The sequence below is a fragment of the Polluticoccus soli genome, assembly GCF_029269745.1.
GTDB classification, from domain to species: domain Bacteria; phylum Bacteroidota; class Bacteroidia; order Chitinophagales; family Chitinophagaceae; genus Polluticoccus; species Polluticoccus soli.
This window is the reverse complement of the sequence record NZ_JARJHT010000002.1, coordinates 1-14436: the sequence shown is the minus strand read 5'-3', so window position 1 is coordinate 14436 and position 14436 is coordinate 1. Positions and strand designations below refer to the sequence as shown.

Sequence of the window (14436 nt, the reverse complement as noted above, 5' to 3'; positions counted from 1 at the left end):
ACGCTGTCTCTGCCCTTTTTTTATCCCCCAATTGCCTGTTCAGTTAGCAAGTTTGCTTTTCTATCTTTAACCCAAATGCATTTTATGGGTTTTAGATCGTTGCTGGTAATGCTGGCTTTTATTCCTACAGGCCTGCTTGCCGGAGACAAAAAAAAGTGGGACGTCAATAATCCAGGCGGTCCGCAAAAAGAGGTATCCTTTACAGTGAATGAAGGAACGTGGATGAACCTCGACGTGTCGCCCGACGGGAAAGACATCGTTTTTGACCTGTTGGGGGATATCTACATAATGCCATCCAGCGGCGGCGAAGCTAAAGTACTACGCACGGGCAAGGCCATGGACGTGCAGCCACGTTTCAATCCCGATGGCAGTAAAATATCATTTACGTCCGATGCTGGCGGTGGCGACAACATCTGGATCATGAACAGGGATGGGAGTAACGCCGTGCAGATAACAAAAGAGAATTTCAGACTGCTGAACAATGCTGTGTGGACGCCTGACGGTAACTATCTCATCGCGCGGAAGCACTATACCTCTACGCGTTCACTCGGCGCGGGCGAGCTCTGGATGTATCATATCAACGGTGGAAATGGTCTGCAGCTGACGGTGAAGAAAAATGACCAGCAGGACCTCAACGAACCCTGCGTATCGCGCAGCGGACGATATGTGTATTACAGCGAAGACATGTACCCCGGCGGTCATTTTGAATACAACAAAAACCCCAATGACCAGATATTCGTAATCAAGCGTTTCGACAGGGAAAAAGGTATAACCGAATCAGTAACAGGAGGACCCGGCGGTGCAGTGCGGCCGCAGGTATCGCACGACGGTAAAACGCTTGCCTTTGTAAGACGGGTGAGAACAAAAAGCGTGTTGTACCTAAGGAATATTGAAACGGGAGAAGAATGGCCGGTGTACGACAAACTATCGAAGGACCAACAGGAAGCGTGGACCATCTTTGGTGTTTACACAGGCTTTGCCTGGACGCCTGATGACAAGAACATCATTATATGGGCCGGCGGCAAGATCATGAAAGTAGATCTGCAAAGCAGCAACGTGGCGACAGAAATACCTTTTACAGCCAGTGTAAAACAACAGATTACCGATGCTGTTAGATTTAAACAGGATATCAATCCCGACGAATTCAAAGTGAATGTTATCCGCCAGGCTGTTACATCGCTCGACGGAAAGTGGATGGTGTTCAGTGCGCTGGGACATTTATATAAAAAAGAACTACCCGGTGGCAAGCCCGTTCGCATCACAGGCGCTGCTGAATATGAATACGATCCAGCGTTTTCGCCCGATGGAAAAACGATAGCCTATGTTACCTGGAACGACAGCACTGTGGGTAGCATCAGCAAAGTGAAGATTGGTGGTGGAAAAATTGAACGTATCACGAGCAAGAAAGGAAAATACCGCACTCCGTCATGGTCGAACGACGGCAGTATGCTGGTATACGAAAAAGAAGGCGGCGATAACATACTTGGTCCTGCCTATACTTCGAAGCCTGGTCTCTACATCATGCCCTCTAACGGAGGAAAGGAAGAATTCGTTACGGACAAAGGCGATAACCCTTCGTTCAGTAAAGACGGTAAACGCATCTACTATGATGCCGGCGGCGGGCTGGAGAAATCGTTTAGCTCGTGCAATCTTGACGGTAATGAAGAACGTACCATTTTCAAAACCACATACGGCAGGCAGTTTACAGTATCGCCCAACGAGGATTGGATCGCGTTCGTGAACCTGCACCAGGTATATATCGCAGCCTTCCCGCATACGGGCAGGCCCATAACAATCGGCAGCGACTCTGCCGATTTCCCATTGAGACGTGTATCAAAGGATGCAGGCTATAATCTACACTGGAGTGGCGATGGCAAACAGCTGCATTACACACTTGGAGATCAGTACTACACAATCTCGCTTAGTGACATGTACCAATTTCTCAGCGGTAAGCCGGACTCAACATTTGCTATTCCCTTGCATGGAATAACAGTTGGTCTGGTTGCTAAAACAGACAAGCCTGTGGGCCAATTAGCTTTTACCAACGCAAGGATCATTACTATGGATGGCGATGGTGTGATAGAAAACGGAACAATCGTAGTAGATGGCAACGTCATTAAAGCAATAGGCAAAGACGGGCAGGTAACAATTCCACCCGCAGCCAAACGAATCGACTGCAGCGGCAAGACCATTTTGCCGGGCTTCATTGACGCACATGCACATGCCGGGCATTTCGGTGCGGGTATCATACCGGAGAAACACTGGCCTTACTACGCGAATCTCGCCTATGGTGTAACTACTAGTCATGACCCCTCGGCCAACAGTGAATTGGTTTTTGGACAAAGCGAATTGGTAAAAGCAGGCATGATGGTGGGCCCTCGTATATTCTCTACCGGTACTATTTTGTACGGTGCCGATGGCGACTCCAGGACGATCGTGAATAACATAGAAGATGCGAAGAGTGCATTGCTACGTACCAAGGCTTTTGGTGCGTTCAGCGTGAAAAGCTACAACCAGCCACGCAGGGAACAGCGGCAGATGATCATAGAGGCTGCGCGCCAATTACAACTGGAAGTAGTACCTGAAGGTGGTTCTTTCTTTTTTCACAACATCAGCATGATACTGGATGGTCACACTACCATCGAGCATAATATTCCGGTAGCGCCGCTATACAACGACGTGATACAGCTCTGGAAAAATGCAGCTACGGCCAGTACGCCTACACTTATCGTATCGTACGGGGGGCTTTCGGGCGAGTATTACTGGTACCAGCACACCAATGTTTGGGAGAAAGAAAGGCTGATGCGTTTTACACCACGACCAGTGATAGACACCCGTAGCAGGCACCGCACTATGGCACCCGACGAAGAATACGAGAATGGACATATATTGGTTTCGAAGAGCCAGAAAAAGTTGAGCGATGCCGGAGTAACGGTCAATATGGGTGCCCATGGTCAGTTGCAGGGCCTCGGTGCTCACTGGGAAATATGGATGATGACGCAAGGCGGTATGACGCCGATGGAAGCACTTCGCACAGCCACTATCAATCCTGCAAAAAGCCTTGGGTTGGATAATTATATCGGCTCTCTGAAACCCGGCAAACTGGCTGACCTGATAGTGCTGGACAAAAACCCGCTGGATAATATCTACAATACAGAGAGTATCAAATACACAATGGTGAATGGTAGGCTATACGATGCTGAAACAATGAATGAAACCGGTAACTATAATAAAAAACCAAGCCCATTTTACTGGGAGGTGAGTAAAAATGCGGAGTCATTCCCCTGGTATGAGACTGATACGCATGAAGAAGATTGATCTCATGGGAAATTGAATGAGAAAGCATTAAAAAAGCCCTTCAGTGCAGGGCTTTTTTTAATGATGTTAAGCTGAGGCGTGTTCCTTTCCCATATCAAAAGCATGCTCAACAATAATGATGTTTTTTATAAAAAAATCAAACCTTTCAACTGGAAGAAAGCTTGCCGGAAAATGAATACTCCGTCGCCCTCCCGGCCGAATACAATCTGAGGGGAAAGCTGCGTAAGAGCTGATCAATATGATCAGGTATATGACGATGTTCCTCCACAAAAAATGCAAGATCGTTCTGTAAATGCGAACGGCTGGGTTGTGCGTAAGCTATTTATCCTCACAGCTTGGCTGATAGCGCCGCTTTCGGCGTGATTCTTGTGTGAATAAAATCACAAAAAAGCCCTGAATATCTTCATCACCATCTAAATCAAAGATTATGTCAATTCTTAAAAAAGGCAAGGCTATAGCTAGGTAGCACCGTACGATCCATAGCGCGACCTGTTCGATCTGGAAAGCAATATCCCAGCTAACTGGACACTACACTAAGCAACTTATCTGCAGTAAATGTATCGGAGAGCCAAATGCATTCTCTATTGAAGTAGTCGCTCGGGGATTCAAAAGCAGCATTTTCATGTGAACATGTAGACGACATGCTAGTAAAATTTTTGCAAAGCTCAAGCGTCTGATGTAAGTGGATGTTGGATTTATTGCTATTGAAAACATGTCAATGTACACCATGATTGCACTATCACTTAATATGCCAGGTAGATGTAGGCCGCTTTTAAAGTCCCTATTTTTCTTCTTTGCTTTCACTATTTCGGTGCAATCATCGGCACAGATTACAGTGCAGCAAGGTTCATATCTGATAGACATGGGTGTCAATTCAGGTGTGATACCTGCGGGTGTGCGCCCGTATGGTATGGTGCACGAGTTGGTGAAATATTACAACGTGCAGGTGATTTGGGTAGTGCGCGACAACAAGATCAAAGATGCTATAGACTATAACATTGGCGGTTTTCCGTACAGAGGAGGCATATTCATTATCCCGAAAGAATACATTACAAGTCCTGTACAAACCGTGATCAACCAATGGACAGCTGTGACAAGTGTTACCACTGCCAATGGGTATACAGCAGGGCTGGTAACAGCAAGAACACTGGCTGCAGACTATACTTTCATCGGTGCTAATATAGATACCATTCATGTAGCGCCAAGGTGGACAGTAGATTTAGCGAATGGAAATCTAGTAATACCTTTTTATACGAATGCGGGCATACCCCCAGCACAATACACTAGTAAAACGCCAGCCAACCTAAACTCTTGTGATGACATCTTTGTATTGCCCCACGCTGATCCTTCCTGGGGCAGCCATAGTAATCTGTATAACTGGAATGTTAATTCTAAAGGCGCAATCTGGACGGGTTGCCACTCAGGTAGTGCACTTTCGAATACTTACAATCCGGCAAATACCAGCCAGCAGATGAACTTCCTGACTACCAAGGTAACTACTGCCGGACCTGGCATCATTCTGCCGGTACCCAATAGCACCAATTATGCTCAAAACTCCCTGGTGCTTTGGGGAAACCATAACGACGGAAGCCCTCCATTCAATACCAACATATCCCCTGTTCCTCCGCCACAAACAGGTACGGTAGCACCGGCTGATGAGTGGGTTTCGCAGTTTATTGGCGCGCCCGATGCTGCGCAAACAAATGGTAGTGAGCAGATTTATCTACCGGTAAATGGCGCGAGTTGGCTGCCATCTACAAATATAATTACTTACGACCCGACACAACCCGATGTGCCTTCTAAGTCGCCAGGTGCTGCTGTAACGATAGCTTATGGCCGTGGGTTTGGCGATAACAACCGCGGCTGGGTAATGTTTACGGGAGGGCATAATGTTAACGGCCACGGAGCAGCAAGCGTAGCTGCCATACGTGCTTTTTTTAACTGGAGCATTTATGCTGCCAAGGATAAAGCAGTGCAGGTCGGTAATATTACAGGTATTTCTGCAAATGGTTCAATATACATTCCTACTGTTCTTTCTGTAACAGCTACTTCCCCGATAAATGCCGTACCATTTACTTATACCTGGAGTGCCCGAAAAGTAAGTGATGGATCGTCAATAGGTTCTTTTTCGCCTAATGCAAGTACAAGTGCATCTACCACTACTTTCAATCCGGGTACAATTACCGCTGCTACGCCTATTTTAATTTATGTATTGGTATCGGATTCCTGCGGGCGTACTACTTCATCTGTACATCCTGCCACATTGATGCCACCACCAGCAGCGCCTCAAGCCGTAAACGATGTCACCAACATCACCACGGGGTGTTATCAACCAGGTATTACCACTACTATTAACGTAGCTGCTAATGATACCGACCCCGATGGCGATCTGAACCCGAACTCAGTTCTCTTGCAAGACCCTACCAATGCCTCTCAATATGGCACCAGTTTCACCGTAGCGGGGCAGGGTACCTGGACCTCAAGCGGACCAAACGTGACCTTCGCTCCTGCCGAAGGCTTTTTCGGTATAGCAACTATTACCTACAAGATATGTGATAATACCCCCAATACCGGCATACCACCTTTCTTGGGTCCGATTTGCGCTACTGCTACAGTAACCGTCGGCGTGGGAACACCTGATGCCAACGGCTGCTTCCCGGGCAGCGCTTATGATGTAGTAAGTTCTGTGGGCGCTACTGCTCAAACCAACACAACGGTTGGGAACGCTGCTAATGCCCTGGGACTCTCGGACTACGACCCGGCAGTAAATACAACCTATGCCGTAATTGATAATAACGCAGATATACTTACTCTTGATTTTGGCAGTATCCAAACACCTCCTGCCAGGGACTCGGCAGTGGTATATTTTGCCACCGGTACAGATGGGCAATCTGTAACTGCCTCCATATCCTACAGCACGAATGGTACTACGTTTACCGCTGTAGGATCATTTTCAACTACAGATAATGCAGGCACTGGTGTTCGTTTTGGAGTGCCCGTAGGCGGTGTTCGATATATCAGGATACAGCGCTCCGCCGGCACTCCACAGCTTTGGGTAGATGCTGCTGAACTGGAAAATTGGGATTGTACCCCTGCCGTATTGACCGCTAATAAAGATGAAGCTACAGCCGTAGAAGATATACCTCAAATAATCAATGTCGTAACTAACGATAACAATCCAGGCGATCTGCCTCTTACGATAACAATTGAAACGCAGCCGACCAATGGTATAGTAAGTATCAATACCGATAATACTATCACCTACCTGAATAATACTGATTACCCGTCCGGCTCTGCAAATGCAAATGATTCTTTTAAATACAAAATTTGCAATACTGAGGGCTCCTGCACTGTAGGACTGGTGAATGTATTGATTAAAAATGACAATTGTGCAGCCGGGCAATACAGACCCCTGGATTTTGGAAACCCCCAGACAGTAACATTTTCCGGCACAACCAATACCATTGACGCACAGATAAGAGAAGACGGTGCCAACACAAATTTCGGTAACAATACGACTACAGAACTGGGTAAAAAAACAGGCAAACGTCGCCGGTTTTTAGCAGCAATTCCCGATGCTCAATACCTGGCGCAAATACCCGCCAATGCTATTATTCAAAGCGCTACATTAAGACTTACTGTTACAGGTGGCGATAATGCAAAATATAAATTAGGCGCTTACCAGGTCACAGGCAACCCGATGTGGAACGAAGTACAGGCAACCTGGAATCGCCGCGCCGGCGCCAGCAACTGGACTGCCCCCGGCAGCGATTTTAATATCGGTGCACTTTCTACACTCTACATTGGTCGCGGTACGGCGCCCAATAACGGGGGCAATGGCAGCCAGCACCTCTTTAATATCACAAGTGCTGTTACTCAGTGGCAGAATAATATAGCTGACAACAGGGGCATCATGATCGGCCAGGCGGTAGACAGCGTACAGGTGGATAAGAGACTTATTTTTGGCACTTCTGAAAATGGCACGGCGACCAATCAACCCTTGTTTACAATTACTTATGTGGTGCCCCTGCCTTGTACAGCCATTCCTAACCGGGCTCCCCTGGCTACCCCCGATACGGCCTCTACCGTAACGGCTGCTACGGTTAACATTAATGTGTTGCCGAATGACCATGATGCTGATGCCAGCACCACATTATCCGTGGTGTCGGTGAACATGCTTACGCCTTCTAAAGGAACTGTATCACTGAGCGGCAATACGATAGTGTATACACCCAACAACAGCGTAGCTGTTTCCCGTACGGATACACTGTTGTACAGGCAAAGCGACGGAAGCCTGTTTGACACGGCTTATATTTACGTGGAGGTGCACCCTGCCAGTCCTAGTGTGAACCGCGACAGCAGCGCAGGCAACAGCGGCACGCAGCAGGTGTTGCAACTTGGGCTAAATGATAATGACCCCAATAATTATCCACTGTCTGATGCTGCCGTTACAAAAGCACCGCAGAATGGCACCTATTCACTGAGCGGCAACACAATTACATATACACCTACACCTGGCTTCTATGGTTTTGACACTGTGATTTATGAACGTTGCCAAATAACCGGAGGTTGTGGTCCAGGTCTTTGTGATACGGCAATTGCAATTTTCAATGTAATCAACCAGCCTCCGGTAGCAAGAGACACCACACTAACGACAAGAGAATGTCAGCCTATAACATTCACTCTTACTTCCTTTGATGATCCTGAAAGAGAGCCTTTAATAGTAAATATAAGCTACAACACACCAAGTGGTATTTTGACGGATAATGGTGATGGAACTTATACATTTACTCCTGCCCCCGGCTTTACAGGTGTTGTCACTATTCCATATACCGTAACTGATCCGGGGAATCTTACAAGCACTCCAAAAACTGTTACAATCAATGTTATTTCTTCTGTACCTAATCTGGCACCCATTGCACAGGATGACCCTTACAATATTTCAACCGGCGACGGAGTTGGACCTGCTAATACTGACTTGAACATCGATGTTACCGCAAATGATGTAGACCCTGAAGGTCATGAGTTGGTCGTGAGCATTGCGGCCGTTCAGGCACCTGCACATGGTACTTTACAAGTGTTGCAAAATGGAACCATTTTGTACCGACCCAATCATAATTATACAGGTACGGACGTTTTCCAATATCGTGTTTGTGACACATTCCCACCATTACCATCTGGCTGTTCGCAAATTTTCCCGGGTTGTGATACGGCATCTGTAACTGTTTTAATCGAGCCCAATCCATATTGGCCTGTAGCAAATGATGATACTATTACAACTGACGAAGATGTTCCGGTTAGTGGTACTGTAGACGGTAATGACATTCCAAGTCTTGATGGGGGAAATGTTTATGCCTTATTAAGCCTGCCACCTGTTGGTGCCGTAGTGATGAACCCTAATGGCTCGTTCACATATACACCTGCTCCCAATTATAATGGAACCGATTCGTTTACCTATACACTTTGTGATGCTACAAGCGATTGCGACACAGCCACCGTATACATCACCATCGATCCGGTGAACGATCCGCCGGTAGCGGTGAACGACACCACTACCACCAATGAGGACACGCCGGTCACCATACCCGTCCTGGCCAATGACAGCGATCCTGATAATCCGTTAGGTGTTCCGACAGTGGGTACACCTCCGTCAAACGGCTCGGTAGTAGTCAATGCCGACAGCACCATCACCTACATTCCTGATCCGAACTTTAACGGCACAGATTCTTTCACCTATTCGATCTGCGATGGTGGTACACCTAACCTCTGCGACACTGCCACCGTATTCATCACCATCGATCCTGTGAACGATCCGCCGGTAGCGGTGAACGACACCACCACGACCAATGAGGACACACCGGTAACTATACCCGTCCTGGCCAACGACAGCGATCCTGATAATCCGCTGGGTATTCCGATCGTGGGTACACCTCCTGCAAACGGTACAGTGGTAGTCAATGATGACAGCACCATCACCTACATTCCTGATCCTAACTTTAACGGCACAGATTCCTTTACTTATTCGATCTGCGATGGTGGTACACCTAACCTCTGCGATACAGCCACCGTATTTATCACCATAGATCCGGTGAACGATCCTCCTGTAGCGGTGAACGACACCACTACCACCAATGAGGACACGCCGGTCACCATACCCGTCCTGGCTAACGACAGCGATCCTGACAGCCCGCTGGGTATCCCGTCAATAAATACACCTCCTGTAAACGGCTCGGTGGTAGTCAATGCAGACAGCACCATCACCTACATTCCTGATCCGAACTTTAACGGCACTGACTCATTTACCTATGCGATCTGTGATGGCGGTACGCCTATCCTCTGCGATACAGCAACAGTATATATCACCATCGATCCGGTGAACGATGCTCCTGTAGCGGTGGACGACACCGCCACCACCAATGAGGATACGCCGGTGAACATACCAGTGGTGGGCAATGACAGTGATCCTGATAATCCGTTAGGTATCCCGTCAATAAATACACCTCCTGCCAATGGTACCGTGGTAGTAAATGCCGATAGTACCATCACCTACATCCCTGATCCGAACTTTAACGGCACAGACTCATTTACCTATGCGATCTGCGATGGTGGTACACCTAACCTCTGCGATACAGCCACCGTATTTATCACCATAGATCCGGTGAACGATCCACCGGTAGCGATGAACGACACCACCACCACCAATGAGGATACACCGGTTACCATACCTGTGGTAAATAACGATAGCGATCCTGACAGCCCGTTAGGTGTTCCGATCGTGGGTATACCTCCAGCGAACGGTACGGTAGTAGTCAATGCTGACAGCACCATCACCTACATTCCTGATCCGAACTTTAACGGCACAGATTCCTTTACTTATTCGATCTGCGACGGCGGTACACCTAACCTCTGCGACACTGCCACCGTATACATCACCATCGCTCCTGTGAACGATCCTCCTGTAGCGGTGGACGACTCAGCTACCACTAACGAGGACACAGATGTGACCATACCCGTCCTGGCTAACGATAGCGATCCTGACAGCCCGCTGGGTATCCCGTCAATAAATACACCTCCTGCAAACGGAACAGTGGTAGTAAATTCAGACAGCACCATTACCTACACCCCTGATCCGAACTTTAACGGCACAGATTCCTTTACCTATGCGATCTGTGATGACGGTACACCTAACCTATGCGACACTGCCACTGTATTCATCACCATCGATCCGGTGAACGATCCTCCTATAGCGGTGGACGACACGGCCACCACCAGTGAGGATACCCCGGTGAACATACCCGTGGTAAATAACGACAGCGATCCTGACAGCCCGCTGGGTATCCCGATCGTGGGTACACCTCCTGTAAACGGCTCGGTGGTAGTAAATGCAGACAGCACCATTACCTACATCCCTGATCCGAACTTTAACGGCACTGACTCCTTTACTTATTCGATCTGCGATGGTGGTACGCCTAACCTATGCGATACAGCCATCGTATACATTACCATCGATCCGGTGAACGATCCGCCTGTAGCGGTGGATGATACTGCTACCACCAATGAGGACACGCCGGTGAACATACCTGTGGTAGATAACGATAGCGATCCTGATAATCCGCTGGGTATTCCGATCGTCGGTACACCTCCTGCCAATGGTACCGTGGTAGTAAATGCCGATAGTACCATCACCTACATCCCTGATCCGAACTTTAACGGTACTGATTCTTTCACCTATTCGATCTGCGATGGTGGTACACCTAACCTCTGCGACACGGCCACCGTATACATCACCATCGATCCGGTGAACGATCCTCCTGTAGTCCTGGATGATACTGCTACCACTAGTGAGGACACGCCGGTGAACATACCTGTGGTAAAGAACGATAGCGATCCTGATAATCCGCTGGGTATTCCGATCGTCGGTACACCTCCGGTAAACGGTAGCGTGGTAGTAAATGCAGACAGCACCATCACCTACATCCCTGATCCGAACTTTAACGGCACAGATTCTTTCACCTATTCGATCTGCGACGGCGGTACACCTAACCTATGCGATACGGCCACCGTATACATCACGATCGATCCGGTGAACGATCCTCCTGTAGCGGTGAACGACACCACCACCACCAATGAGGATACACCGGTGAACATACCTGTGGTAAATAACGACAGCGATCCTGACAGCCCGCTGGGTATCCCGTCAATAAATACACCACCTGCAAACGGTACAGTGGTAGTGAATGCGGACAGCAGCATCACCTACACACCTGATCCGAACTTTAACGGCACAGATTCTTTCACCTATGCGATCTGCGATGGCGGTACACCTAACCTCTGCGATACAGCCACCGTATACATCACCATCGATCCGGTGAACGATCCTCCTGTAGCCATGGATGATACTGCTACCACTAGTGAGGACACGCCGGTGAACATACCTGTGGTAAAGAACGACAGCGATCCTGATAATCCGCTGGGTATTCCGATCGTCGGTACACCTCCGGTAAACGGTAGCGTGGTAGTAAATGCAGACAGCACCATCACCTACATTCCTGATCCGAACTTTAACGGCACAGACTCATTTACCTATTCGATCTGCGATGGTGGTATACCTGTCCTCTGCGATACGGCCACCGTATACATCACCATCGATCCGGTGAACGATCCGCCTGTGGCGGTGGATGATACGGCTACTACTAGTGAGGATACACCGGTGAACATACCTGTGGTAAAGAACGATAGCGATCCTGATAATCCGCTGGGTATTCCGATCGTGGGTACACCTCCGGTAAACGGTAGCGTGGTAGTAAATGCAGACAGCACCATCACCTACATCCCTGATCCTAACTTTAACGGCACAGACTCATTTACCTATTCGATCTGCGATGGTGGTACACCTGTCCTTTGCGATACAGCCACGGTATTCATCACCATCGATCCGGTGAACGATCCTCCTGTAGCGGTGGACGACACGGCCACCACCAATGAGGATACACCGGTGACCATACCTGTGGTAAATAACGACAGCGATCCTGATAATCCGCTGGGTATTCCGATCGTGGGTATACCTCCAGTGAACGGTACGGTAGTCGTCAATGCAGACAGCACCATCACCTACATCCCTGATCCGAACTTTAACGGCACTGATTCCTTTACCTATGCGATCTGCGATGGTGGTACACCTAACCTTTGCGATACAGCCACCGTATACATTACTATCGATCCTGTGAACGATCCGCCTGTAGCGGTGGATGATACTGCCACCACCAATGAGGATACCCCGGTGAACATACCCGTGGTAAAGAACGACAGCGATCCTGATAATCCGCTGGGTGTTCCGATCGTCGGTACACCTCCTGTAAACGGTACGGTAGTAGTAAATGCAGACAGCACCATTACCTACATCCCTGATCTGAACTTTAACGGCACAGATTCCTTTACCTATTCGATCTGCGATGGTGGTACACCTAACCTCTGCGACACGGCCATCGTATACATTACCATCGATCCGGTGAACGATCCGCCTGTAGCGGTGGATGATACTGCCACCACCAATGAGGATACACCGGTGAACATACCTGTGGTCGGCAACGACAGCGATCCTGACAGCCCATTAGGTATCCCGTCAATAAATACACCTCCTGTAAACGGAACCGTGGTCGTCAATGCAGACAGCACCATCACCTACACGCCTGATCCGAACTTTAACGGCACTGATTCCTTTACCTATTCGATCTGCGATGGTGGTACGCCTAACCTCTGCGACACTGCCATCGTATACATCACCATCGATCCGGTGAACGATCCGCCTGTAGCCGTGGATGATACTGCCACCACCAATGAGGACACGCCGGTCACCATACCTGTCCTTGCCAACGACAGCGATCCTGACAGTCCGTTAGGTATTCCGACAGTCGGTACACCTCCGGTAAACGGTAGCGTGGTAGTAAATGCAGACAGCACCATCACCTACATTCCTGATCCGAACTTTAACGGGACAGATTCTTTCACCTATTCGATCTGCGATGGTGGCACACCTAACCTCTGCGATACAGCTACCGTATTCATCACCATCGATCCGGTGAACGATCCGCCTGTAGCGGTGGATGACACTGCCACCACTAGTGAGGATACGCCGGTGAACATACCAGTGGTGGGCAATGACAGTGATCCTGATAATCCGTTAGGTATCCCGTCAATAAATACACCTCCTGCCAATGGTACCGTGGTGGTAAATGCCGATAGTACCATCACCTACATCCCTGATCCGAACTTTAACGGCACAGATTCTTTCACCTATGCGATCTGTGATGGCGGTACGCCTATCCTCTGCGATACTGCCATCGTATACATCACCATCGATCCTGTGAACGATGCTCCTGTAGCGGTGGATGATACTGCCACCACTAGTGAGGATACGCCGGTGAACATACCAGTGGTGGGCAACGACAGTGATCCTGACAGTCCGTTAGGTGTTCCGATCGTCGGTATACCTCCGTCAAACGGAACCGTGGTCGTCAATGCAGACAGTACCATCACCTACACGCCTGACCTGAACTTTAACGGCACAGATTCTTTCACTTATGCGATCTGCGATGGTGGTACACCTAACCTATGCGACACTGCCACCGTATTCATCACCATCGATCCGGTGAACGATCCGCCGGTAGCGGTGAACGACACCACTACCACCAATGAGGACACACCTGTCACCATACCCGTCCTGGCCAACGACAGCGATCCTGACAGCCCGCTGGGTGTTCCGATCGTCGGTACACCTCCTGCAAACGGTACGGTGATAGTCAATGCTGCAGACAGCACCATCACTTACATCCCTGATCCGAACTTTAACGGCACTGATTCTTTCACTTATGCGATCTGCGATGGTGGTACACCTAACCTATGCGATACAGCCACCGTATACATCACGATCGATCCTGTGAACGATCCGCCTGTAGCGGTGAACGACACCACCACCACCAATGAGGACACGCCGGTCACCATACCCGTCCTGGCCAACGACAGCGATCCTGATAATCCGTTAGGTATTCCGATCGTCGGTATACCTCCGTCAAACGGAACCGTGGTCGTCAATGCAGACAGTACCATCACCTACACGCC

2 protein-coding genes are annotated in these 14436 nt (G+C 48.9%); both read left to right on the top strand.

The window, feature by feature from the left end; translation table 11 throughout:
- The first annotated feature begins 84 nt into the window (after window positions 1–84).
- The gene (locus P2W83_RS10595; RefSeq protein WP_276133708.1) at window positions 85–3318 is read left to right on the top strand and encodes an amidohydrolase family protein; all 3234 of its coding nucleotides are present in this window, start codon (window positions 85–87) and stop codon (window positions 3316–3318) included.
- Between the two features lie 862 nt (window positions 3319–4180).
- A partial coding sequence (locus P2W83_RS10590) for an Ig-like domain-containing protein (RefSeq protein WP_276133707.1) occupies window positions 4181–14436 on the top strand: 10256 nt, incomplete at its 3' end.

Coding starts and splice junctions, on each gene's coding strand:
- P2W83_RS10595 (WP_276133708.1), top strand. CDS start 85: ATGGGTTTTAGATCGTTGCTGGTAATGCTGGCTTTTATTCCTACAGGC.